The following is a 23,680-nucleotide window of genomic DNA, read 5'->3' on the forward strand; positions in this document are numbered from 1 at the left end:
CTAATTTTCCTGACAGTCTACGTTCTCACAGTCACGCGCCGTTCCCAACGCTTCCATTGGAATGGACAACTCTGTGGAAAAAAGAGCGATCAGGTCGCCAACTTTCTCCAACTCAGAAAGACGTTCTTCATCTACATCCAATTGGTAGAAGCTTTCCAGCTGATACACAATCTCCACCAGTTTCAGCGAATCCAACCCTAATTCTGCCAGAGGTTGTTGGACTGACAGTAGAGATGTATCCCCGGTAATCCCCTTTGCTTTCGAAATTTCAAAAGACACTTTTTGCCATACGTCATTATCGTATTCCTTCATCTTTTCCTCCTTACCTGCTTCACTCGTGTCAGATATATATCCGGACACAGATGCCTTCTAATTTTGCCGCTACTGGTCAGCGGCAATGTGTTTGCAGGCAATACACAAACATCATCGGGCACGACATCAATCGCGGCAACCACAACGGCGGTAGCGCGAGACGCCAGTTTCTGGTCGGAGAGTGAATTTTCACATTCGCCTTTCGTTGTGCTTTTCTTTGCTCTTTCCAGGATAACAACAAGGCCCCCGCTGTCGGGTTCATTCGTCTCGAATGCAACACATCGTGAAATTATCTGAGCACTAAGTTCACGCTTCATTTCGGCCTCTATATCTTCTGCATGAATACTGCGCCCTCGTCGTTTGATGACGGTCTTGTACCTGCCCAGCAGGAACAGCTTCCTGTTCCGAATGAACCCACGATCGCCAGTTCTGCAATAGTATTTCCCGTACTCTCTGATACGATTAAAGGTCTTTCTGCTGGCAACTGAATCCCCATAGTACGAGGAAGCCACAGAAGGAGAGCTAATACAGACTTCACCGATCTCTCCTTCGGCTACTTTCCGACCGGTGTTTCGATTGACGATAATGATTGAGGTATCTGGCTCTGGTCTCCCCAGACACACGCTGGCACTGATATTTTCAGCCTGAACCGGAGATTGTATCGAGATGCCGTGTTGACCACTGACGAACAGGGTCGATTCAGCAAGTCCATAACAGGGAAAAAACGATGCAGGTTCGAAAGCGATTGTTGAAAATTTTTGTGCAAATTTTCTGAGCGATTCGGGCCTTATTTTTTCAGCACCACAGTACGCCAGACGCCATTTCTTCAGCGACAGATCGGCCAGTTCGTGCTCGCTTATTCTGGCTGCCGCCAATTCAAATGCGAAGTCAGGACCGCCACTAAGGGTCCCGCCAAACTGCGACATTGCACGCAACCACCTGACCGGATTGGCCAAAAAATCGACAGGACTGATAAAGTAGTTATGCAACCCTGCATACAGAGGTTCTATCACATGTCCGATTAGTCCCATATCATGATGAAACGGCAGCCAGGACACACCAATATCATTCTCGTTGCATGTAAACGCTTTTTGAATCTGGGCCGCATTGTGCATGACATTGTCGTGGCTGATGACAATCCCTTTGGGTGACGAAGTAGAGCCGGAGGTATACTGAATAAATGCGGTATCGCTACCCGAAAACGTCGGCCTCTTATATATTTCACCGCGACTGCGGATTTCATCAACCAACAGTACCTGGACCCCGCTGCTTGTCATCGCCTCTGGCAATATACCCGCACGGCGGGAAGTGGTAACGACAGCGAACGCGTTACAGGCACTGATCAGTCTGTCCAGTCCATTACGGGCCCGTGTAATGGGCACCGGCCATGCGCCAGCAGCTATGCAGGCAAAAAAGGCAACAATGAACGTCGGCCCATGCGGGCAATACAACAGAACAGGTCTACCCGCGCATTGCTTACTTTGCAGCACAGCAGCAAACATGATTGCTTGCTCATACACATCCCGGAAACTCAGGGTTGAAATGATTTTTGAATTTCGATCCAGAAAGGAATACACCGGTCTATTCGCATCTATAACCGCCCTGTTTTCCAGAAGGTCCAGCAAAGTGCCATCCATGGCAACACCACCCTTGAGTTTTTGAAACGTCCGGTATGTATTTAGCGGATTTGAACGCCTTCGTTTTGGCAATCAAACGCACAAAAACGAATCTGTGAGCCAGCGCACAACTCCGACAAAAAGTCCCGGTAATGAGCAAAATACCCACGCAAAAAAGCTATTTTTGCTGTAAAAAGCACAACACGTTGCTGGGCGAAGCCTTCATCGACAGACAGGGAGCAGCACCGGCAAGTAGGACATACCGCAATCATCAGGGAACGATGTCATGAACACACCAACCGCCAGCGGTTTTATTACGCAACTGCACGGACATATCAACTGGGACTATGCCGCCACCAGAACTCGCGTTCACAGTCTTTATGAACTGGCCAAAAACCGCGTCTGGAAAACCAGTGAGGCGCCGTGGGAAACCCTGACGGACAGACGTCTGCCACCTAGTCGCCACCAGTTTGAACCGCTGGCCGGCTTTGCCCCGTTTGATGCCCTGCCCCGGGATAAAAAGAACGCGTGCAGCTGGCACCGCCACGCACTGGAGATCAGTGACATCCTGCACGGCGAACAGGGAGCGTTGCTGGTGTCATCACAATTGGTGTCGAGTATGCCGACGGTTGAGGGCAAACTGTTTGCCAGCTCTCAGGTCTCTGACGAGGCCCGACATGTGGAATTCTTTTCGCGTTACCTGCTGGAAAGCACGGGCGAGGTCCACCCACCCAGCGAGGCGGTGGCCAACCTTATCGAAACCATGGCCAATGACTCGCGCTGGGACTACAAATTCATTGCCTGTCAGATACTGTTGGAAAGCCTGGCACTGGCGCGCCTGCAGGAAATCCGTCGCGCCACGCTGGTGCCGGTACTGGCTTATGCCATTGATTTTATTAACGCTGATGAAGCACGGCACGTCAAATTCGGTACCGAAATACTGAGCCAACATCTGGCCACACTCAACGCCGATGAACTGCAGGCGCGCAGCGACTTTGTTGTCGACCACCTGTTGGGCCTGAGCAATGCCATGAATATCTATACCCGGTTAGCGCAGGCATTTGACTGGGATGATCGGGAACTGCGCTGCCATTTGCGGCAAAACCGGATCAGACATCCACAGCCGCGATATGACCTGTTCCGGCAACTGACGCTGAATATGAAAACGGTGGGATTGCTGACGCAGAAGACTGAACAACGCCTGAGCTCGCTTCGCGAACCGTGAGGTTCTGCTAAGCCAGTTAAGTCAGCCGAATATTCAGCTGATTGGAAAATTCTTCGCGCCCGATTTCACCGGAGAAAAAGGTGTTGAACGACAGGCTGACACGGTCGACCTGCTCTGTCACCTCACTGACGCCGTGGCGGACATTGGACGGAAACAGGATGATGTCACCCATACCTGTCTGCACAAAATAACGCGACGCATTGTAGTAAGTGTCCTGCTGGCGAAGCAGTTCGTACCAGACGTTATCATCGTTACGATAAAAATTAATGCCATCGGTGGGTGCCAGATTGATATATAGCACGCCACTGACAACACTGTTGGGATGGGTATGGGTGTGGTGTGCATCACCTTTTTGGGAACGCGTCAGCCAGGACTGGGTTATCTGCAGTGACACATTGTTGCTGGTGTTGAAGGTGATTTTGAAATACTGCTCCAGATGAGCCTGCAGTGCCGCGCGAATGGATTTCATTGCCGCGGCATCCAGTACCTTCTTGTTGGCCGAGGCATAATTGGAAATCGCCTGCACCGGCTCGCTGAGCTCGGCTTTGAAGAATTGCATTTCCTCAGCCGTGAAGTCTCTGCCCAGTGCCCCGCGGTAAAGGGGCACTGCGAACATGTTCATCATCTGGTGTTCCATCTGCGCCCCTGCCTTTTCCCGGTGACACAATTGCCAGGTGTTGCCACCTGGCAACACGTCAGATCTTGCGACCCTTGTTGGCGGCGATGCGCAAACGCAACGCATTCAGCTTGATGAAGCCGCCTGCGTCTGCCTGATCGTAGGCACCGGCGTCGTCTTCAAACGTCGCAATACTGGCATCGAACAGGGAATCGGCTGATTCGCGGCCAACAACAGCGACACCGCCTTTGTACAGCTTGAGCCGGACCGTACCGTTAACGTACTGCTGGGAGTAATCAATCAACGCCTGCAGTGCCTGTCGCTCTGGCGAGAACCAGTAGCCGTTGTAGACCAGCGTCGCGTACTTCGGCATCAGCTCATCCTTCAGGTGCGCCAGTTCACGGTCAAGCGTGACCGATTCAATGGCACGGTGACCCTTCAGCATGATGGTGCCGCCGGGGGTTTCATAGCAGCCACGCGACTTCATGCCGACATAACGGTTTTCCACGATGTCCGCGCGGCCAATGCCATTGGCGCCGCCGACTGTGTTCAGATGGGCCAGCACTGTGGCTGGTGACATTTTTTCGCCGTCAATGGCAACGATGTCACCCTTCTCGTAGGTCAGTTCGATGTAAGTTGGTGTGTCTGGCGCCGTTTCCGGTGACACCGACCACAACCACATGTCTTCTTCCGGCTCGGCGCCGGGGTTTTCCAGGATGTCGCCTTCATAGGAAATATGCAGCAGGTTGGCGTCCATGGAGTAAGGCGACTTGGTGCCGCGCTTCTTCTCCACCTGGATACCGTGTTGCTCGCAATAAGCCAGCAACTTGTCGCGTGAGTTGAGGTCCCACTCACGCCAGGGGGCGATCACGCGAATGCCCGGTTTCAGCGCATAGGCGCCCAGCTCAAAACGCACCTGATCGTTGCCTTTGCCGGTGGCGCCGTGAGAGATGGCATCGGCGCCGGTTTCGTTGGCAATCTCTACCAGTCGCTTGGCAATCAATGGACGGGCAATCGAGGTGCCCAGCAGGTACTCGCCTTCATACAGGGCATTGGCCCTGAACATGGGGTTCACAAAATCACGCACAAACTCTTCGCGCAGGTCTTCAATGAAGATTTCCTTGATGCCCATTGCCTTGGCTTTGGCACGCGCCGGTTCAAGCTCTTCACCCTGACCCAGATCTGCGGTAAAGGTTACCACTTCACACTGGTAGGTCTCCATCAGCCATTTGGCAATCACTGATGTATCCAGGCCACCGGAATAGGCCAGCACGACTTTATTGATGCCCGACATGTTTGCTCCTGTCTGCGAGTCTGTAAAAAGGCGGTTATTGTACTCGTTCCGTCAGGCAAATTCGACAGGAAGCATCAAGACCTGAACAGGACTCACTCGCGCAGCAGGCGAACGGTCACGCGGCGGTTGCGGTCACGATCGGCCGCTGAGCGTTCATTCTCAACAATACGGAACTGGGGAGCAGAGCCGAAGAAGCGGGTATTGAGCATATCCTCATTAACACCCTGATCCACCAGATACTGATGAACAGCAAATGCCCTGATCCTGGATAGCTCAAAATTTTCCCGGGGGTTGCCGGCACCGTCGGTGAAACCATTGATTTCAAATCCGTAAACAGCAGGGTCGGCTTCTATATAGGTGACAATGTTATCCAGCTGAGCCTTCATATCCTCGTCCAGTTCCTGCTGATTGGTCTGCCAGAACACCGTGGAACGTTCAATTTGCCCAAAATTGACAGGTAACAGAGATGCCGTGCAGGTGTGATACTGGGAATAGGCGCCGCCAAAATGCACGGGCGACAGACCCACATGCACTGATTCCTGATCATTGAACCAGGCTCCCCGCATCAGCGTCGGCACCATGCCCCGCTCCAGTTCGGCCATCAGCATGCGGCTGCGCTGGGCGGTCAAGGTGACCGGCCGCTTGCTGATCTCAACATCCACATAACCCAGGTCGCGCACCGCAAGTTCCTGGCGCCAGACCGGAGGCTGCGAGGTCAGCAATGCCCTGCCCGCCTGCATCGGCGAATCGGGTGTCTGCAGATAAAAGCGTAGCGATTCGCCAGCCTGATGGTAAAATACAGCCTGACCGAAGCCGGGAATCTGCTGAGTCAGCAGACATTCGAATACCGAGCCATCAACCTGCCAGCCAGCCACGTCTATGTCGGCATAGTAAGAAGAAACCGAACCGGCCGGCGCCATCGGTGCGAACAGCGTCACACAGAGCATCGAGAGCCAGGATAAGGTAAACTTACATCGCTTTTTCATACTCTGGATATGGATTCCGTCGTCAACAAAGAGTTTATTGAGCACTTGATGGAAGCTCGTCTCCTGTATTGATCGGCCACGTGCCAGTAAACTTTACCGACAAACCGTTATCCAACAGTGCGGCCAAGGGCAACACTGACGAATCAACCAGCACAGGTATACCCGCCCCATGACAGTACAAACCCTGACTCTGACCCGGCCCGATGACTGGCATCTGCACTTGCGTGACGGCAAGGTATTAAGCCAATTGGTGGCACACACCGCCAACACGTTCCGCCGGGCCATTGTTATGCCCAACCTGAAACCGCCGGTCACGACGACGCAGGCAGCGCTCGCCTATCGCCAGCGTATTATCGACAGTCTGCCGGCCGGGCTTGATTTTGAGCCACTGATGACGCTCTATTTAACGGACACGCTGTCATCCGACGAGATTCGTCTGGCGCATGCTTCCGGCCATGTGCACGCCGTCAAGTATTACCCGGCTGGCGCCACTACCAACTCCGACAGCGGCATCACCGCCATCGAAAACGCGTTTCCGGCACTGGAAACCATGGTCGAACTGGGCATGCCTCTGCTTGTTCACGGTGAAGTCACGGATAGCCATGTGGATATCTTCGACCGGGAGAAAGCTTTTATCGAGCAGACCCTGCTGCCACTGTGTGCACGATTCCCCACCCTTAAAATGGTTTTTGAGCATATCACCACAGCCGATGCGGCAGAGTTTGTTACCGGCGCCAGTGACAATGTGGCCGCCACCATTACGCCGCAGCATCTGTTATATAACCGCAATCACCTGTTGGTGGGCGGAGTCAGGCCGCACCTGTATTGTCTGCCGGTCCTTAAACGCAATACCCACCAGAGCGCCCTGATTGCAGCAGCGACCAGTGGCAATAAAAAATTCTTTCTGGGCACCGATTCCGCGCCACACGCCCGGCCCGGCAAAGAGACTGCCTGTGGCTGCGCCGGTTGTTTCAGCGCCCATGCCGCACTGGAGCTGTACGCTGAAGCCTTCGATCAGGCCGGCGCGCTGGACAAACTGGAGGCTTTTGCATCCTTTTATGGTCCGGATTTTTACGGTTTGCAGCGCAACACAGATACCATTACCCTGCACCGCGAAAGCTGGAATGTGCCGGCACACTATCCGTTTGATGACAGTACGCTGGTGCCGCTGCGTGCAGGAGAACAAATTCACTGGCGGATTAAAGGGGTCACTGCCTGATGTACGATTATGATGATGACGATGCCAGCGAAAGTATTATGGCATCCCGCTTTCGGGGTTATTTGCCGGTGGTGGTCGATATCGAATGCGGTGGTTTTAACGCCAGCACCGATGCCATTCTGGAAATAGCTGCCGTCATCCTGGGCATGGACGAAAAGTCCCAGCTGGATGTTGAGCAGACCTACTTTCATCGGGTTATTCCGTTTGAAGGCTCCAACATCGAGGACGCGGCACTGAAATTTACCGGCATTGACCCCTGGCATCCGCTGCGAGTGGCACGCGGCGAGCGGGACGTGTTTCAGGACCTGTTCAAGGTCATTCGCTCGGCGATGAAAGCCAATGGCTGCAAGCGCGCCATCCTGGTGGCACACAATGCGCATTTTGACCACGGTTTCATCAATGCTGCCGTTACCCGCCACGATCTCAAGCGCAACCCCTTCCACCCCTTCTCCAGCTTTGATACCGCCACCCTGAGCGGACTTGCCTATGGGCAGACGGTACTGGCCAGAGCCTGTGACGTTGCCGGCATTGCGTTTGACGGCAATGAGGCACATTCAGCGAAATACGATGCAGAGAAAACCGCGCAGTTATTCTGTGGCATTGTTAATAAATGGCAGAAACTCGGCGGCTGGCCGCTGCGCTAGTCAGCGGCACCGGGCGACACAGAGGGTGTGTGCCCGGTCAGTTCGATGCCCGGCCTGATGGAGTTCAGGCCGGGCCGTAGCATTACGCCTGGTCAGCAGGTGCTGCCGCGGCGGAGGCATCAATCATGGTTTTAAGTTCGCCCTTGTTGTGCAGGTCCGTGATGATGTCACAGCCACCGACCAGCTCGCCGTCAATCCAGAGCTGAGGAAATGTTGGCCAGTTGGCAACGATCGGCAGTGTGGAACGAATTTCCGGATTCGCCAGAATGTCGACGTAGGCAAAACGCTGGCCGCAACCCATCAGACACTGCACAGCCTGAGCCGAGAATCCGCATTGCGGCTGATCCGGTGATCCTTTCATATAAAGAAGGATGTTGTTGGCGCTGATCTGGTCACGAATGGTCTGTTCAATGCTCGACTGTTCATTACTCATAATGGCATTACCTGTCCTGAAACTACGGTGGAATGTCGGGACCGCGTTGACTGTCATCGTTGACGAATATCAGGGCCCCGGGTTAATCGATGGCATATTCTACATGATTAGCGCCTGTTATCCGATAATTGCCCGCATCCTGTAAAGTAATATAAGATAGGGCGCTTGGTCAGAGGGTAGCAGACGCTGCCCTTTTTTAATTTTCGCCAGGTGTTGAGAGAATCAATTGACAACCCCAGCCTTGGCTCGTCGCCGGTTGCACGCAGCCGTGACCACGTTCCCCGGGAAACACGTACCGATATGGCAACAAGACATTTTTTGACCTTGCTGGATCTCAGTCCGGTCGAGCTTCACGACATTATTCACCGTGCAATTGCGCTCAAAAAAAGTCCGGCCTTGCGCGAAGAGACTCTGAAGAACAAAACGCTGGCAATGATCTTCGAAAAATCATCGACCCGAACCCGTGTGTCGTTTGAAGTCGCCATGAATCAGCTCGGTGGCAGTGCGCTGTTTCTTTCCCCGTCTGACACCCAGCTGGGACGCGGCGAGAGCATCGAGGACAGCGCTAAAGTTCTGTCACGCATGGTCGATGTCATCACGATCAGGACCTTTGAACACGAAAAGCTTGAGCTGTTCGCGCGCCACAGCAAAGTGCCGGTCATAAATTCATTGACAGATGACTTTCACCCCTGCCAATTACTTGCTGATATGCAAACGTTTTTTGAGCACAGAGGCGATATCGCCGGACACACGGTAGCCTGGGTGGGTGATGGCCACAACATGTGCCAGTCCTACATTAATGCCGCCCGCCAGTTCGATTTTGAACTGGTCATTGCCTGTCCTGAAGGCTTTGATCCTGAAGACAGGATACTGCAGGCAAACAAAGACCGGGTTCGTATTGTGCGAGATCCAGCCACCGCCGTTGCCGGCGCCAGCCTGGTGGCAACGGATGTCTGGGCCTCCATGGGCCAGGAAGAGGAGCGCAGACTGCGCATCCAGAAATTCACCGGCTACGAAGTCACACCGGAACTGATGTCACGGGCAAAATCCGACGCCCTGTTCATGCATTGCCTGCCTGCGCACCGCGGTGAAGAAGTCAGTGCAAAAGTGCTTGATGCTGAAGAAAGCGTCGTCTGGGATGAAGCTGAAAACCGACTGCATGCACAAAAAGCGTTACTTGAGTTCTTGTGCGCAACAAGCTGAAAATAAAATAGTTATTTCAGGTTTGCTGCGTAAAATACATAGTTACCGGAATACAATCGAGCCATGAACAGCTGGACTCAAGGGTTTTTTGATCAAGGATTAGCAGTCATCGCCCTGTCTGTGGCGGCAATCGCACTGCTATTGATATGGCGCTCTGGCTGGCGCCCGGCTGCACTGGAACAGCAGCGTCAGCGAGCCCGGCTAAATGATCAGTCTATGCGCATTCTGTCCAGCGCAGTAGAGCAAAGCCAGAGCGGCGTCATTATCGCCGATTGCTCTGGCGTCATTGAGTACGTTAACCCGCGCTACACTCAAATCACCGGCTACAGCAAAGATGACGCCGTCGGTCGGGTGGCCGAACTGATCAATAATGAAGAATTGACCGATGTTAATAACATCAGCCTGCAGGAGGCACTGTTGCTGGGCGTACGCTGGGAAACCTTCATGGTCAGCAAGCGCAGGAACAGCGAACATTTCTGGCAACAGGTGACGGTATCTCCCATTCTGGACGATCTGGGCGCCCTCACCCATATTGTACTCAATATAGAAGACATCAGTGATCGCGTCGAAACCCAGGCACAAATGGAAAAGCTGGCGTTTTATGATGCGTTGACCGGACTGGAGAATCGCCGCCTGTTCCGGGATCGCCTGGAACAGGGGCTGAAACATGTGCGCCGCAGCAAGCAGGCAATGGCGCTGCTGTTTCTTGACCTTGATCAATTCAAGCGCATCAATGACACGCTGGGTCATGACGCCGGTGACGAACTCCTGTGCACGGTGGCGCAACGCCTGCGCGCATGTGTGCGGGAAGAGGATATCGTCGCCCGGCTCGGAGGTGACGAGTTCACCATTTTGCTGTCCAACATTGCCAGCGCCGATGACGCGGGCCTGGTTGCCCGCAAAATTCTGAAATCGCTGCTGGACCCGGTTACGCTAAGCACACAGGAAGTGACCGTCAGCTGCAGCATCGGCATCACGGTAGCGCCGGAAGACAGCCTGAATGCCAGTGTCCTGATGCGTAATGCAGATCTGGCCATGTACCGCGCCAAAGATCAGGGCCGCAATAACTTTCAGTACTTTACCGACGATATGAATATCGAGTCGCTGGCCCGTATGTCGCTGGAGAATGAACTACGCATAGCAATCACCAACGAAGATTTTGTGGTGCATTTTCAGCCCCAGATGGATCTTTCCCAGGCACGCGTGTGTGGTTATGAAGCACTGGTGCGCTGGCGTCATGAACAGGTTGATGTCATTCCTCCTGACCGCTTTATTCCGGTCGCTGAAGAAACCGGCCTGATCATTCAATTGGGCGAAATCGTACTTCGGCAGGCCTGTTTGCAGATGAAAGCGCTGCAGAGTTCCGGTATCAGTGACCAGTCGGTCGCCGTCAATCTGTCTGCGCGTCAGTTTCGCGACCGAAATCTTGTTCCCATGGTCCGCAGGATCCTGAGTGAAACCGGACTGGCGCCGCGCTGGCTGGAACTGGAAATAACCGAAAGCATGTTGATGGACAATATTGAGCAGGCCATCAGTATTCTGACCGAACTCAAGTCCATCGGAGTGGCCATCGCTATTGATGATTTTGGCACCGGTTATTCATCACTGAGCTACCTCACGCAACTGCCTGTGGACAAGCTCAAGGTAGACCGCTCTTTTGTCAACAAACTGCCTGATTGCCCACGCCACACGGCCATTACCACGGCCATCATCGCAATGGCGCAACGGCTGAATCTGCAGGTGGTTGCTGAAGGCGTCGAAACTGAACCACAGGCCAGTTTCCTGTCCAGCCACCAATGTAATATCCAGCAGGGCTACCTGTTCTGTCATCCCGTCAGTGCCGCCGAGCTACCGGCACAAATGATACGCATGAAAAGCCATCTTGCGTCGGTGACCTACCCCCAGGCGACGCCGACGGCGATCACGCACTGATTGCCAGACTGGCCAACTGTCATAATTCCTGACTGGCGATCGGTTACACTAGCGTCGATACTGCGCTCCAACCCGACTACTATATATAGTGGTCAAAATACCCCGATACACACATCTTATCCACAAGCTATCCACACAAAAAGGGCTTGCAATCCACTCCATAGCGCACTATCTTGTGCCTTGTCCGCAAAAACCATCTATATATTGTATTTCCACGGCGCTCGCACGGGATTAATGACAACATCATGGAGAATCCGATGCAAACCAGTACACCCAGTTATGGCAGCAGCTCTGCCAATCCCCGCTCCGGCACCCGCAAGAATGAGGATTTGCCCGCTACCGCTCCTGGTCAGCTGCGCGTCATCAAGCGTAATGGCGCGGTTGTTACATACGACGAATCCAAAGTCATAGTTGCCATTACCAAGGCCTATCTCGCGGTAGAAGGCGGTACTGCTGCCGCGTCCTCACGTGTACACGAAACCGTGGGTAAAATGGCGAAGCAGATCACTGTCATCTTCAAGCGTCGCATGCCATCCGGTGGCTCAATTCACATCGAAGAAATTCAGGACCAGGTAGAACTGGCGCTGATGCGTACCGGCGAGCACAAGGTTGCCCGCTCATATGTACTGTATCGCGCCGAACACGCGCGTGTACGCGACCAGCAGCGTGCACGTGAAAGTGAAACCGAATCCACCATCCAGGTAACCTTTGCCGACGGCACTCAGGGACCTCTGGACAATGCCCGCCTGCGCACAGTCATCGACGAAGCCTGCGCCGGTCTTGAAGGCGTCTCCAGTGATGACATCTACCAGGAAACGCTGAAGAACCTGTACCCCGGTGTGAAGATGGATGATGTGCGCACATCGGCCGTCATGACCGCACGCACCATGGTGGAAAAGGACCCGAATTACTCCTACGTGACAGCCCGCCTGCTGCTCGATACCCTGCGCTCTGAAGCACTGGGTTTCCTCGGGGTGGCAGACAGTGCCACACAAAGCGAAATGAACTACCGTTACCCCAGTGTTCTGCGTCCTTATATCGAACAGGGTGTCGAGCTGGGCCTGTTGTCTCCGCACCTGCTGGAGTATGACCTGGATGTTCTGGGCGAGGCGCTGAAAGCCGAACGTGATACCCAGTTCACCTATCTTGGCCTGCAGACCCTGTACGACCGTTACTTCATTCACAGCAATGGCGTGCGCTTTGAGCTGCCGCAGATTTTTTACATGCGTGTTGCCATGGGCCTTGCCAGCAATGAAGCTGACCGTGAAGCGCGGGCCATCGAATTTTACAACCTGATATCCAGCTTTGATTACATGGTGTCCACGCCGCAGCTGTTCAACTCTGGCACCTTGCGACCACAGCTGTCGTCCTGCTTCCTGACCACCGTGCCAGACGATCTGCACGGTATCTACGGCGCCATTAAAGACAATGCCATGCTGTCCAAGTGGGCTGGTGGCCTGGGCAATGACTGGACGCCGGTACGGGCGCTGGGCGCACATATTAAAGGCACCAACGGTTCATCCCAGGGTATCGTTCCCTTCCTCAAAGTGGTCAACGACACCGCTGTCGCAGTCAACCAGGGTGGCAAGCGCAAAGGCGCTGTCTGCGCCTACCTGGAAACCTGGCACCTGGACATCGAGGAATTCCTGGAATTGCGCAAGAATACCGGTGACGACCGTCGCCGTACCCACGACATGAACACCGCGAACTGGATTCCCGACCTGTTCATGAAACGGGTATTTGAAGACGGCGACTGGACACTGTTCTCTCCCAACAATGTACCCGACCTGCATGACCTGCATGGCATGGCATTTGAGCACGCGTATGAAGAGTACGAGCGCAAAGCCGCCGCCGGCCAGGTGGAAATCTACAAAACCGTGCGTGCCAAGGACCTGTGGCGCAAGATGCTGTCCATGCTGTTCGAAACCGGCCATCCGTGGATCACCTTCAAGGATGCCTGTAATGTTCGCTCACCACAGCAGCATGTCGGCACCATCCATTCCTCCAACCTGTGTACAGAAATCACCCTGAACACCAGCGAGGAAGAGATTGCAGTCTGTAACCTGGGCTCGGTGAACATGGTTAATCACGTCACTGAAACCGGACTCGACACCGACAAACTGCAGCGCACAATCAAGACTGCGGTGCGTATGCTGGATAACGTTATTGATATCAATTACTACTCGGTGCCACAGGCGGAAAACTCAAACCTGAAACACCGCCCGATCGGCATGGGCATCATGGGCTTCCAGGATGCTCTGTACACTCAGCGTATTCCCTATGCCTCAGACGACGCAGTGACGTTTGCTGATCGTGCCATGGAGGTCATCAGCTATTACGCCATCAAGGCCTCAACCGATCTGGCCGAGGAACGTGGCCCGTACCAGACCTACAAGGGTTCACTGTGGGATCAGGGCATTCTGCCGATTGACTCACTGAAGATGCTGCAGGAAGTGCGGGGTGAAAAATACCTCGATGTCGACATGACCCAAACCCAGGACTGGGACAGCCTGCGTCAGCGTATTGCCCAGACCGGCATGCGTAACTCCAATGTGCTGGCCATTGCGCCGACAGCGACCATCGCCAACATTTCCGGTGTATCGCAGTCCATAGAGCCGACGTATCAGAACCTGTATGTCAAATCCAACCTGTCCGGTGAATTTACCGTCGTCAATCCCTACCTGGTGCGCGACCTGAAAGCACTGGAACTGTGGGACAACGTCATGGTCAACGACCTGAAGTACTATGACGGCAGCCTGCAACAGATCGATCGTATTCCACAACACATCAAGGATCTGTACGCGACTGCATTCGAAATCGAACCACGCTGGCTGGTGGATGCTGCCAGCCGTCGCCAGAAATGGATTGACCAGGCCCAGTCACTGAACCTGTACATTTCTGGCGCGAATGGCAAGAAGCTGGATGTGACCTACCGCATGGCATGGCTGCGCGGTCTGAAAACAACCTATTACCTGCGCTCTTTGGCTGCCACCAGCACCGAGAAATCCACGGTGGCGGGCAGCAAGTTGAATGCAGTATCCAGTGGCCCGGCGCCGGTGCCACAAGCCTGCTCGATTGACGACCCTGACTGCGAAGCATGTCAGTGAAACTTAATACTATCAGGGGATTACAATGATATCTTGGGATGAGTTCCACGACGACCCGACACTGGATGCTGAAGCAAGCAGTGGCGGCCGGACCGCTCCGCCACAAAAAGCGAGCCACAGTACGGCTCCTTCTGGTGCAGTGGCGCAACCGATGCAGGCAGAAGCATCATCTGCGTCGCTGCGGGGACCGGATTCTGCCAATAACGGTGCCACACTGGGATCTGCGCAGACTGCCATGGCAGCGCAAGCTGCGCAGGCGGAAGCAGCCAAAGCAGAAAAAAGTTACAACGAAGCTGTCGCTGCAGCCCAGAGCGACTATGCCGCGGAACCCTCCGTCAGCCGCAATGCACCTGAAGCGGCTGCTGAGGAGGTGAACAACCAGATCATGCAGCAGGCCGCCAGCCAGCTGGAAGACCTGGATATCGAAGTGGCTCAGCAGGAAGTCGGGGAATGGACCGAGCGTGTGACGGTAGACGACAAACGCATGATCAATTGCCGCGCCGACCTGAACCAGCTCGTGCCCTTCAAATATGACTGGGCCTGGCAGAAATATCTGGATGGGTGTGCAAATCACTGGATGCCGCAGGAAGTCAACATGAATGCGGACATCGCCTTATGGAAAAGTGCCAATGGCCTGACGCCTGATGAACGCCTTATCGTCAAGCGCAACCTGGGTTTCTTCTCCACGGCTGACTCTCTGGTTGCCAACAACCTGGTATTGGCATTGTACCGACTGATCACCAACCCCGAATGTCGGCAGTACATTCTGCGGCAGGCGTTTGAAGAAGCCATTCATACCCACGCCTATCAGTACTGTATTGAATCTCTGGGCATGGATGAAGGCGAAATCTTCAACATGTATCACGAGATCCCTTCAGTGGCGAAAAAAGCGTCCTGGGGCCTGAAGTACACCAAGGAACTGAATGACCCCAACTTCGACACCGGGACACCGGAAACCGACAAGGCTTTGTTGAAGAACCTGATCGCGTTTTATTGCTGCCTGGAAGGTATCTTCTTCTATTGCGGCTTTACCCAGATTCTGTCCATGGGTCGGCGCAATAAAATGACCGGCACCTCGGAACAGTTCCAGTACATTCTGCGTGACGAGTCCATGCATCTGAATTTCGGTATCGATACCATCAACCAGATCAAGATCGAGAATCCGCATTTGTGGGACGACGCCATGAAGCGTGAAGCCACACAGATGATTCTGCAGGCCACCCAGCTTGAAATTGAATACGCTCGCGATACCATGCCGCGCGGTGTGCTGGGCATGAATGCAGTGATGATGGAGGAATACCTGCAATTCATCGCCAATCGTCGCCTGGTGCAGATCGGATTGCCCGAACAGTTCAAGGGTGTGAAAAATCCATTCCCGTGGATGTCGGAAATCATGGACCTGCGCAAAGAGAAAAATTTCTTTGAAACGCGCGTGATTGAGTATCAAACCGGTGGTGCCCTGACCTGGGATTAAACTCCCACCATCACAAACAGCACAGTGTTGCTGATATGCCCGGAGCGGTTTCCCATGACAACCGGAGCTATACTGCTGGCGGCTGGCTTCAGCCGCCGCTTTGGCAGTATCAAGCTGACTGCAATGTTGCCTGGCAATACCACGGTACTGGCAAGCACGAGCCGTTTATTGCAGAACAACGTCGATGAACTGATCGTGGTGACACGCCCGGCGTTGTTTGACGCTGACGTTTTTGCCAGCACCGACATCCCTGAACAGCAGATCGTATTGTGCCCGGACGCCGAGCTGGGTATGGGCCACAGTCTTGCCTGCGGTATCCGCGCCCTGCCTGCGCACTGGGATGCCTGTCTGGTTTGTCTGGCCGACATGCCATTCATCAAACCATCGACTTTGCAGCAGATCTGCAGTCGGGCCGACAGAAGCCGTATCGTCATTCCTGCCTACCAGGGCCAACGAGGCCATCCAGTCTGTTTCGGACGCGACTTTTTTACTGAACTGGCCCAAAGCCAGGGTGATACCGGTGGCCGTGACGTGATAAAAAGCCATCCGGAGCAACTTGACCTGCTGGAGATGGATGATGCGGGTATCCTGCAGGATATTGATACTCCGGAAGACTTGCCAGCTTGCCAGTAGAACGTGGCTTACCTAGAATGGGCAATCGATGCACGCACCGCATTCTGCGGTGTGCCTTAGACAGGACCTGATCGTGTGACCCGTATCAATCCGCTACCGCTTGTCAGCCTGCTATTTGTTAATCTGCTGTGCGCGCTGATCCTGACCACAACCAGTTCCATTGCCGGGGCACAGGGCACCTCGTCCGTCACTTCCCAAACCTCAAGCAATGCCAGCCAGACCGGTCAGACGCCATCATCAGGCATCCAGGCGAGCATGGAAAATCCACGCAACCCGCTGGTGCTGATCGATACCAGTCAAGGTGAAATTTACATCGAACTGTTGCCCGAGGCCGCGCCGCTGAACGTGCAGCGCTTTCTTGATCTGGCGGAGGCACAATTGCCAGTGCCAGGCGTTAATGGCGGCCCGGACGGCCCACGCAATTATTATGACGGCCTGACATTCCACCGTGTCATCAGCAATACACTGATACAGGCAGGAGCGCCTGAACGCGCCAACCGGCAACGACCGGCACAAACGGTGCCTGACGAGATTAATGCCCGGGGCCTGGGCCTGGAACAGCAAAGCGTACTGGATGCCAGCGGCAAACCTCATCCCTGGCTCAACATCGGCGGTGCAGACGACTTCAAACAAACGGTGCTGGAGCCACTCTACCGTGAGATGGGTATCCGCAATGACAACGACCTGCTGACCAGACAGGGTGATGTCCTCCAGCGCCTGCAAAGCTTGAACCTGTTGCAGCTACATGAACTCATGGGTTATCGCTATGACGGCCGTTTGCCATCACGTCGCCCCGGTCGCGGCAGTGTCATCATGGTCAACCGGGGCCCCGGCAGCAACGACGGTGAGTTTTTTATTGCCCTGGACAATACACCGTGGTTGACCGGCACCAGTACGGTTATTGGCCGGGTGGCATCAGGCATGCCCGTGGTCGAGCAGATAAGTCGCAATGCCGCTGCCAGTACCCGTATCTATCGGATCAGACAGACCAACCGTCCATCAGGAGAGTGACCCCGTGGCCAGAACTGCCCGTAAAAAACCAACAAAAAAAAGCAGACGCAACGTTAAACCTGTCAGTGTCATGGCCTTGTGCGTAACAGCAGGCTTTTTCCTCGGTTTCGGACTGGGGGCGCTGATGGATAATCTGTTGCTGATTATTGCGCTGGGGCTCATCGCCGGCGCAGCAACCGGCTACTATTTCGATAAAAAGAACAATATTCCCTACACACGCCGTAACCACTGAGCGCCTGTGCTGCGGGCCTCAGGCTGAAGCGGGTAACTGCAGGCGCTCGGGGAAAATATCACGGCTGAAAGGCGGCAATGACGCCAGGATCGATTTACCATAAAACTTACTGATCACGCGTTCATCAAACAGCGTGATACGTCCGGTGTCGGTTTCACTGCGCAGCAAACGCCCGCTGGCCTGCACCAGGCGAAACGCTGCTTCGGGTACTGACAAGGTCATAAAAGGGTTTCTTCCCTGCTGCTCCAACCACTGCGCCAACGTGGCTTCAATGGGGTCATTGGGCACAGCAAACGGTATCTTGGCAATCAGCACATGCTCACAGTATTTGCCGGGCAAATCCACGCCTTCAGCAAAACTCGCCAGACCAAAAATGACACTGGGCTCACCCTGGTCAATACGCTTGCGATGAAATGTTATTAATTGCGCCTTCTGGTAGTCGTCCTGGCACAGAATGATCCGTCGCCACTCATCATCCAACCCTTCCAGTACGTCCTGCATCTGCCGACGTGAACTGAACAACATCAAAGACGCTTCCCGCTTGTCCAGCAGTTGCGGCAACAGAGCAATAATCGCTGCGGTATGTGCCCGGCTGTCTGATGGGTCGCAGCCCAGCCTGGGCACAATCAGCGTGGCCGCGTTGGCATAATCAAACGGGCTGCTGATACGGTGATAGACAGTGCGCTCGGGCAACCCGGCACGCATGGCAAGCACATCAAATTTTTCCAGTGCCGACAGGGTGGCCGATGTCAGCACTGCGCCGGCGCAACGTTGCCACAAATGCTCCGTCAAGGTCTGCGCTGCCAACACCGGACTGCAACTGAGCACGATATCGTGAGCGTCCCCCTGCTCCAGCTGACTCAACCACCGCGCTGACGGCGCCTGGTCAGCGACATCCTGGCTGGCAAACGCATGCCAGAGCTTTTCGCCGGCTTCCGAACGGCTCGCCATGCTGCCCAACAGCGGAAACCATTGCTCCGCATGCTGGCGACCGGGCAATGAATCAGCCTCCTCCATTTGCCGACGCAGAACCACACAGATTTCTTTTAGTCCTCGCGTCAACCGGTAGAACCGGGAGGCAAGCTGAACCGCCTGCTCGCGCAATTCTGACGGTACCACGCCCAGTTCAAACGTCATCGCCTCACCACTCTCCGCCCGGCCATGGCTGGAGCGTGCGCCTTTGTTTGCATCACGCTGTGCATCCGCCTGCAGCATCGGTTCAAGCAATAACAGTGTTGAACCCAGTTGTTCGGCGAGCTGCCTGAACAGGGGTTTGATCTCGGCCTGTTCACGGGCGATAACCCCGTTGTCATTAAGCACCGTATCAGCTGCCAGCCGAGCAACCGTTTTTGCACTGGTCTCCAACCACTGTATGGTCGCCCGCAGGCGGGTGGATGAGGAAAAATGCTGATTGGTCTTGGCAGGCAGGTGATGCGCTTCGTCAAATATATAAATGGTGTCCTCGGGCGCTGGCAGAATGGCACCACCACCCAGCGCCAGGTCAACCAGAACCAGATCATGATTGGCTACAACACAATCAACTTTCTGTACCTGTTCACGCGCCTGGTAGAAGAAACATCGACTGTAATTACTGCACTTCTGTCCCGAGCACTGCCCTGCCTCCACTGTGACTGGGGCCCAGTCAGAGTCCCGTAGCACGCCGTCCCAGTCATCACGATCTCCATGCCACTCACCGCGACTGATCTTGTCCAGCATGGTTTCATACAGCGCTCTGTCGTCAGGCGTCTGTGTGCTCAACTGCGCGACATCTTCACCGAACAGAGCCAGCATGGCGTTTTCACTGTCATTGCCCTGCAATATCTGATCGAGTCGTGACAGACACAGGTAGCGTCCTCGCCCCTTGGCCAGGGTATAACTAAAGCTGAGACCACTGTGCTTGGCGATATCCGGCAGGTCTCGCAATGTGACCTGTTCCTGCAGCGCGACCGTCGCCGTGGCCAGCACCACTTTTTTCCCCAGATGTTTTGCCAACGGCAATATGCCCAGGATATACGCCAGCGTTTTTCCGGTGCCGGTGCCCGCTTCAATGACACAAACAGGACCAGCGCCGACGCCACCGTCTTCATCTGAAGCGTTTTCAGTCGCCTCCTCAGACTCAATCACCGAGAGCGCACGAGCAATTTCGGCTATCATCAACCGTTGACCATAGCGTGGCCGCAGGGACTTGCTGGACAGAATCTGCTTGTAAGCCTGTTGAATTTCTTCTTTAATCGGGTCGGGGAGCATAAAACTGACCTGGTGCCTGCTGTGTATGTGCGGGTGACCGTTTTGAATGTGAGTTGAATGTGGGTTGAACGCAAGTTAAAAGTAGATAATTACCGTTGAAACCAGAGACTGGCGAAAAAACCTCTGCTGTGATTATAGCACCTGTCTGCTATTATACGTGGCCGAGTAGGGAGAGCAGTGACATATGACATCGTCGACAACACCGGAAACCACCGAAACCGTGACGCAGAGCGCTTCGCCGACCGCATCAGAACCCCAGCAGACAGACGCAGACCAGGTAGCAGAGCCGCAGGTCGAAGCCTCAGGCGAGTCTCACCTCCCGACTGATGCCGAAAAACCTGTTGCCGGCGACACTGCAGAGCCCAAACCAGAGGTGGCAAAACTGTCGGAGAAGGAAAAATTACAGAAAGCTGCATCGGTAACGTCCTATAAGGATTTACCGACCCTGTTGTCATTGCAGAAGCGCCTGCAACGACTCATGGCCCCGGCTGACGAAACCAGCGCCGAATCTGCCCACGAATCCGCAGAGCCGACTCCGGAAAACTCTGCCCAGGCCGTGACCGAAACGCCGCCTGCCGCGGATGCTCATACCCCAAATACCGATAAAGAGCTGGTTGCCATCGCAGCACAGTTGCAGGCGCTGATTGACGAACATCAACAGTGGCAGGAAAAGCTTGGTAAAGAAGTCGAGCAATCCATCGTCACCATGACCGCCTATATTGCCGACGGACGTGTACGCGAAACACAAAGTCTGTGGGATCGAAGCCAGAATTCCATCAAGCGTCTCAATCCCGACGAGCAGGAACGCCTGCAGGCACAACTTGCACCTCTGAAACTGGAATTGAACAAGCTGCTGGACTGGAAAAAATTTGCATCGTCAGAAAAGAAAAAAGAACTGATCGACAAGATGCAGGCGCTGACCACTGATGACACGGCACCGGCACAGAAAGCAAAGCTCATTCGCGCCCTGCAGGACGAATGGAAGCTGCTCGGACATTCAGACGACAATGATGATCTCTGGACACGCTTCAGTGACCTTGCCAAAGTCGCGTTCGAACCCTGCAAAGTCTACTTCAAAGAGCGCAAGGAAAAGCAGGCCGCCAATCTGATTGCCCGTAACAATATCTGCGAGCAGCTGGAAGCCTATGCCGGGACCATGGATCCAGAAGCAGTCAACCTGGCCGAGGTCTCCAAACTGGAAAATCAGGCACGCGAAGACTGGAAAAAATATGCACCTGTCGCGCAGGCGAAAATCAAAAATTTGCAAAAGCGTTTTAATACAGTGCTCAGCGACCTGCGCCAGAAGAAACGTCAGGCCTTGCAGGCACACAACGCACAGAAACAGGCATTGATTGACCAGGCACGGGCATTGCTGGAGCAGGAAGACCTCGCCGCGGCCATTCAGCAGGCAAAAACCCTGCAGCAGGACTGGAAAGCCCTGGGCGCCGGCTCATTCAAAGATGACCGTAAACTGTGGACTGACTTTCGGGCAGCCTGCGATGCCCTGTTTGCTCGCCGCGATGCCGTCAGCAAGGAACAAAAACAGCAACAACGCCAGGTCTCAAATGCAGCGCGCGACACGCTCAGAAAAATTGCCGCGCTGCTCAGCCTGAGTGATGAAGACTTCAGCCAGTCGCGTGGCCAGTACAACGCGCTGGTACAGGCGTTTCGTGCGGCGCTGACACCGGACATGAAAGCCGAACGCAAGAGCCTGCAGGATCAGTTCAATCAATTGAGCCGAAAGTATGAAGCCAGACTTCGCACAACCCCGGACAAAAAAGAACTGCAACTGATGCAGCAGGTTCAGGCCAAAGCAGACCTTTGCCAGGCACACGAAGAGACGCTGCTGGCGGATAACGTACCAGAGGTGACGGCGGATGCACTGGAAGCGGCCTGGTCCGAGCTTGATCGTATCAGCAGCGCGGATATTGAAAAGGCTATGAAAAAACGCTTCACGCAGTTGCTACAACACCTGACCAAACCAGCAGACTGGCCCGCCATGGTAGACAAACAGGAAACCAGAGCGCGTGAGTTATGCGTGGCCGCCGAAATCATGAGCGGTGTAGACACCCCCGCCGCTGATAAAGCGATCCGCATGCAGCAGCAACTGAATCAACTGCAACGTGGACTGGGCCGAATGCCGCAGACACAGAAAGACAAACTGCAACAGATGCAACAAACAGAGATGGAGTTCCTGTGCCTCGGACCATTGTTGCCGCTGACGCGAAGCACCTTGCAGAACCGGTTGCAGCACATACGTCAGAAAATCTGAGTGGACTGACGCCTACTCCTGTTTGTTGTCGGAAAAACGGCTGAGCACAGGATTGGCATACATCAGTCGCACCTGATTCTGTACACCGACTGGCATGGCGGCCAGGCGAGCATTGAATTTTGCCAGTGTCGCCGGATCTGGTCGCAGATTCAGCAAGGCCTGCCGACCTTCCTCAGTCAGCGCCGGCACTAACTCAGGAGACGTTTCCTGCAATTGTTGCAATGCCAGCAGATTGGTCTGCTGAAGCAGGTAGTTGTTAATGATCTGATGGTCTATCTGCGCTGCAATCGCTTCATCATTCATGGCAGCATCCAGCGACAGCTCGTCACCAAACGCGACGTGAACATGCCCTTTAAATCCCACCATCCCAGCGACGATGCTGTTAATGTCACTCTGTTCATCTTTCTGATATGAGCCCGTGCTCAGTTTCTGATGCAGTTCATCACCTTTAAGCCCATCACAGGGATCGAATTCATAGGAAATCGATACCGGCACTATATGCAGCGCATTGAGTGCGTCACCCAGTGACTCCGGCCGGCGCGCCATACCCAGCATCTTCAGCAGCGCGGTATCGGTTCGATCAATACCATTTTTAGCTCTGCCCTCGCGCTGGGCAATCCAGACATTACGATTGATATCAACGCAATGATGAATGTACTCCGACAACTGTTTGGATGATTTCAGCAGATCACGCCCTTTTAGCGAGCGCCTGACAATAAAGCTTTTGTTGAGCCGCATCAGGTCGGTGACAAACGGTCGTTTGAGCAGGTTGTCACCGATGGCAATATACAGCGTGTCGAAACCAGCGTGATACAACATGTAATTAACAAATGCCGGATCCATGGCAATGTCGCGATGATTGCTGACAAACAAATAGGATCTGTCGTGGCTGAGATTCTCCAGACCACTATTGGTCAGCCGCGAGGTCGTGCGCTCAATCATCTGATCCATGTAACCGGCAATGACATCCTGCATGGACTTGACGTTGTTGACGTCTTTCAATTGTGCCGCCAGCCGGCGTCGGGTCAACTCAGTCAGCAATCCCGGTAGCCAACGATACAGGCGTGGATGACTGAAGCTGGCAATACTGCGGATAAAATCGCGGTCCTGCAACAACGCATCCAAAACCGGGCGAATCTCTTCGTCATGGTATGGTCTGATATCCTTGAATGGGTCCATATTCAGTTAACCGCCTGGGTGGATTAATAGAGTCGCCTGAGCGAG

The 23,680-nt window shown here is 54.3% G+C and carries 19 protein-coding genes; 11 read left to right on the plus strand and 8 right to left on the minus strand.

What is annotated here, in order from left to right; translation table 11 throughout:
• The gene (locus PHACT_RS01995) at positions 1–312 is read right to left on the minus strand and encodes a phosphopantetheine-binding protein (RefSeq protein WP_070115679.1); all 312 of its coding nucleotides are present in this window, start codon (positions 310–312) and stop codon (positions 1–3) included.
• Positions 309–1,949 (minus strand): AMP-binding protein, encoded by a 1,641-nt coding sequence (locus tag PHACT_RS02000; RefSeq protein ID WP_070115680.1) that lies wholly within the window; start codon positions 1,947–1,949, stop codon positions 309–311. The genes PHACT_RS01995 and PHACT_RS02000 overlap by 4 nt, the downstream gene beginning before the upstream one ends.
• Before the next feature lie 265 nt (positions 1,950–2,214).
• Here PHACT_RS02000 and PHACT_RS02005 point away from each other — a divergent pair, with 265 nt between their 5' ends.
• Positions 2,215–3,153, plus strand: coding sequence for a ferritin-like domain-containing protein (locus PHACT_RS02005; RefSeq protein ID WP_070115681.1), 939 nt, complete (start codon positions 2,215–2,217; stop codon positions 3,151–3,153).
• 16 nt (positions 3,154–3,169) lie between these two features.
• Here the strand turns inward: PHACT_RS02005 and PHACT_RS02010 are convergent, their stop codons facing one another.
• From PHACT_RS02010 to PHACT_RS02020, 3 genes are all read right to left on the minus strand, one after another.
• Positions 3,170–3,790, minus strand: a complete 621-nt coding sequence (locus tag PHACT_RS02010; RefSeq protein WP_169819367.1) for a putative 2OG-Fe(II) oxygenase — start codon at positions 3,788–3,790, stop codon at positions 3,170–3,172.
• Positions 3,791–3,848: 58 nt separating this feature from the next.
• Positions 3,849–5,063 (minus strand): argininosuccinate synthase, encoded by a 1,215-nt coding sequence (locus PHACT_RS02015; RefSeq protein WP_070115683.1) that lies wholly within the window; start codon positions 5,061–5,063, stop codon positions 3,849–3,851.
• A gap of 92 nt (positions 5,064–5,155) precedes the next feature.
• Positions 5,156–6,049 (minus strand): flagellar protein MotY, encoded by an 894-nt coding sequence (locus PHACT_RS02020; protein WP_083264268.1) that lies wholly within the window; start codon positions 6,047–6,049, stop codon positions 5,156–5,158.
• Between the two features lie 169 nt (positions 6,050–6,218).
• On the opposite strand from PHACT_RS02020, the gene pyrC reads away from it, so the two are divergent.
• Together pyrC and rnt are read left to right on the plus strand one after the other, a co-directional pair.
• Positions 6,219–7,268 carry a dihydroorotase gene (gene pyrC / locus PHACT_RS02025; protein ID WP_070115684.1) on the plus strand — a complete coding sequence of 350 codons (1,050 nt, stop codon included), beginning with the start codon at positions 6,219–6,221 and terminating at the stop codon, positions 7,266–7,268.
• The gene (gene rnt / locus PHACT_RS02030) at positions 7,268–7,912 is read left to right on the plus strand and encodes a ribonuclease T (protein WP_070115685.1); all 645 of its coding nucleotides are present in this window, start codon (positions 7,268–7,270) and stop codon (positions 7,910–7,912) included. The genes pyrC and rnt overlap by 1 nt, the downstream gene beginning before the upstream one ends.
• Before the next feature lie 82 nt (positions 7,913–7,994).
• Here rnt and grxD read toward each other — a convergent pair whose 3' ends face one another.
• Complete coding sequence (grxD, locus tag PHACT_RS02035) at positions 7,995–8,345, minus strand: Grx4 family monothiol glutaredoxin (RefSeq protein ID WP_070115686.1); 351 nt, start codon at positions 8,343–8,345, stop codon at positions 7,995–7,997.
• Positions 8,346–8,645: 300 nt separating this feature from the next.
• Between grxD and argF the strand changes: the two genes are divergently transcribed.
• The 7 genes from argF (at position 8,646) to PHACT_RS02070 (ending at position 17,937) form a co-directional block, all read left to right on the plus strand.
• A complete protein-coding gene (gene argF / locus PHACT_RS02040; RefSeq protein ID WP_070115687.1) occupies positions 8,646–9,548 on the plus strand; it encodes an ornithine carbamoyltransferase in 903 nt (300 codons plus the stop codon).
• 63 nt (positions 9,549–9,611) lie between these two features.
• Complete coding sequence (locus PHACT_RS02045; RefSeq protein ID WP_070115688.1) at positions 9,612–11,480, plus strand: putative bifunctional diguanylate cyclase/phosphodiesterase; 1,869 nt, start codon at positions 9,612–9,614, stop codon at positions 11,478–11,480.
• Positions 11,481–11,737: 257 nt separating this feature from the next.
• Positions 11,738–14,587 (plus strand): ribonucleoside-diphosphate reductase subunit alpha, encoded by a 2,850-nt coding sequence (locus PHACT_RS02050; protein ID WP_070115689.1) that lies wholly within the window; start codon positions 11,738–11,740, stop codon positions 14,585–14,587.
• 235 nt (positions 14,588–14,822) lie between these two features.
• Positions 14,823–16,061: a ribonucleotide-diphosphate reductase subunit beta gene (locus PHACT_RS02055; RefSeq protein ID WP_070118089.1), complete on the plus strand. Its 1,239-nt coding sequence runs from the start codon at positions 14,823–14,825 to the stop codon at positions 16,059–16,061.
• Positions 16,062–16,115: 54 nt separating this feature from the next.
• Complete coding sequence (locus PHACT_RS02060) at positions 16,116–16,694, plus strand: nucleotidyltransferase family protein (RefSeq protein WP_070115690.1); 579 nt, start codon at positions 16,116–16,118, stop codon at positions 16,692–16,694.
• A gap of 75 nt (positions 16,695–16,769) precedes the next feature.
• Positions 16,770–17,705, plus strand: a complete 936-nt coding sequence (locus tag PHACT_RS02065) for a peptidylprolyl isomerase (RefSeq protein WP_070115691.1) — start codon at positions 16,770–16,772, stop codon at positions 17,703–17,705.
• A gap of 4 nt (positions 17,706–17,709) precedes the next feature.
• Complete coding sequence (locus PHACT_RS02070; RefSeq protein WP_070115692.1) at positions 17,710–17,937, plus strand: hypothetical protein; 228 nt, start codon at positions 17,710–17,712, stop codon at positions 17,935–17,937.
• Positions 17,938–17,955: 18 nt separating this feature from the next.
• Here the strand turns inward: PHACT_RS02070 and dinG are convergent, their stop codons facing one another.
• Positions 17,956–20,184, minus strand: a complete 2,229-nt coding sequence (dinG, locus tag PHACT_RS02075; protein WP_070115693.1) for an ATP-dependent DNA helicase DinG — start codon at positions 20,182–20,184, stop codon at positions 17,956–17,958.
• A 184-nt stretch (positions 20,185–20,368) separates the two neighbouring features.
• Between dinG and PHACT_RS02080 the strand changes: the two genes are divergently transcribed.
• A complete protein-coding gene (locus PHACT_RS02080; RefSeq protein ID WP_070115694.1) occupies positions 20,369–22,456 on the plus strand; it encodes a DUF349 domain-containing protein in 2,088 nt (695 codons plus the stop codon).
• Between the two features lie 12 nt (positions 22,457–22,468).
• On the opposite strand, the gene PHACT_RS02085 is transcribed toward PHACT_RS02080, so the two are convergent.
• Positions 22,469–23,635 (minus strand): 1-acyl-sn-glycerol-3-phosphate acyltransferase, encoded by a 1,167-nt coding sequence (locus tag PHACT_RS02085; RefSeq protein WP_070115695.1) that lies wholly within the window; start codon positions 23,633–23,635, stop codon positions 22,469–22,471.
• Between the last annotated feature and the right edge of the window lie 45 nt (positions 23,636–23,680).

This window comes from Pseudohongiella acticola (assembly GCF_001758195.1).
GTDB classification, from domain to species: domain Bacteria; phylum Pseudomonadota; class Gammaproteobacteria; order Pseudomonadales; family Pseudohongiellaceae; genus Pseudohongiella; species Pseudohongiella acticola.

Coding starts and splice junctions, on each gene's coding strand:
- PHACT_RS01995 (WP_070115679.1), bottom strand. CDS start 312: ATGAAGGAATACGATAATGACGTATGGCAAAAAGTGTCTTTTGAAATT.
- PHACT_RS02000 (WP_070115680.1), bottom strand. CDS start 1,949: ATGGATGGCACTTTGCTGGACCTTCTGGAAAACAGGGCGGTTATAGAT.
- PHACT_RS02005 (WP_070115681.1), top strand. CDS start 2,215: ATGAACACACCAACCGCCAGCGGTTTTATTACGCAACTGCACGGACAT.
- PHACT_RS02010 (WP_169819367.1), bottom strand. CDS start 3,790: ATGGAACACCAGATGATGAACATGTTCGCAGTGCCCCTTTACCGCGGG.
- PHACT_RS02015 (WP_070115683.1), bottom strand. CDS start 5,063: ATGTCGGGCATCAATAAAGTCGTGCTGGCCTATTCCGGTGGCCTGGAT.
- PHACT_RS02020 (WP_083264268.1), bottom strand. CDS start 6,049: ATGAAAAAGCGATGTAAGTTTACCTTATCCTGGCTCTCGATGCTCTGT.
- pyrC (WP_070115684.1), top strand. CDS start 6,219: ATGACAGTACAAACCCTGACTCTGACCCGGCCCGATGACTGGCATCTG.
- rnt (WP_070115685.1), top strand. CDS start 7,268: ATGTACGATTATGATGATGACGATGCCAGCGAAAGTATTATGGCATCC.
- grxD (WP_070115686.1), bottom strand. CDS start 8,345: ATGAGTAATGAACAGTCGAGCATTGAACAGACCATTCGTGACCAGATC.
- argF (WP_070115687.1), top strand. CDS start 8,646: ATGGCAACAAGACATTTTTTGACCTTGCTGGATCTCAGTCCGGTCGAG.
- PHACT_RS02045 (WP_070115688.1), top strand. CDS start 9,612: ATGAACAGCTGGACTCAAGGGTTTTTTGATCAAGGATTAGCAGTCATC.
- PHACT_RS02050 (WP_070115689.1), top strand. CDS start 11,738: ATGCAAACCAGTACACCCAGTTATGGCAGCAGCTCTGCCAATCCCCGC.
- PHACT_RS02055 (WP_070118089.1), top strand. CDS start 14,823: ATGGCAGCGCAAGCTGCGCAGGCGGAAGCAGCCAAAGCAGAAAAAAGT.
- PHACT_RS02060 (WP_070115690.1), top strand. CDS start 16,116: ATGACAACCGGAGCTATACTGCTGGCGGCTGGCTTCAGCCGCCGCTTT.
- dinG (WP_070115693.1), bottom strand. CDS start 20,184: ATGCTCCCCGACCCGATTAAAGAAGAAATTCAACAGGCTTACAAGCAG.
- PHACT_RS02080 (WP_070115694.1), top strand. CDS start 20,369: ATGACATCGTCGACAACACCGGAAACCACCGAAACCGTGACGCAGAGC.
- PHACT_RS02085 (WP_070115695.1), bottom strand. CDS start 23,635: ATGGACCCATTCAAGGATATCAGACCATACCATGACGAAGAGATTCGC.